Source organism: Grimontia celer (assembly GCF_900055185.1).
Taxonomy (GTDB): Bacteria; Pseudomonadota; Gammaproteobacteria; order Enterobacterales; family Vibrionaceae; genus Enterovibrio; species Enterovibrio celer.
Map to the genome: position 1 here is coordinate 1 of NZ_FIZX01000087.1, position 521 is coordinate 521.

Sequence of the window (521 nt, forward strand, 5' to 3'; positions counted from 1 at the left end):
ACTTGCTTGGCAAAGATATCTTCAAAGTTATAGTCATTTGCTACTGCCGTCATAGTGGTGCTATCGGCAGTTAGAGTCATAGCGGGTAAGCTGGGACGTTCAGTTTCGAAGCGGTTCAGTAAACAAGAGACAAACTGTTGGGCGTTGGAAGCTGAGCCGCCATTACCACAGCAAAGAATTCTGTGACCGTTGAGTAGTGTTGCTACCATGGCTTGTGCAGCGTGGGTAATAACGTCAGGAAGCGCTTCTGCAGCCGCAATTTGAATTTGAATACTTTCAGTGAAACTTTCTTTAATGCTATCGCGAATGGTTATCCTTGAGTGATCGCGTTCATTATCCAGTTAATGTCATTGCCTTGCTGATGAATGGCAACGACATCGAATCGAAAATCAGTATCGTAAGGCGATAAGCCGTTTTGCAGCAACCAAAGGGTGGCGGCTTTTTGAAGCTTTCGTGCTTTAGAGGGCGTAACCATCTCTTGAGCTAAGCCATACTGAGTGCTTTGACGATACTTTACCTCG

General features: G+C 45.5%; 2 protein-coding genes. Both read right to left on the minus strand.

What is annotated here, in order from left to right; all coding sequences use genetic code 11:
• A partial coding sequence (locus GCE9029_RS25560; RefSeq protein ID WP_157487871.1) for a D-sedoheptulose-7-phosphate isomerase occupies positions 1-308 on the minus strand: 308 nt, incomplete at its 3' end.
• Between the two features lie 2 nt (positions 309-310).
• On the minus strand, positions 311-521 hold a 211-nt coding region (locus GCE9029_RS25565; protein WP_197475446.1), incomplete at its 5' end, for a YraN family protein.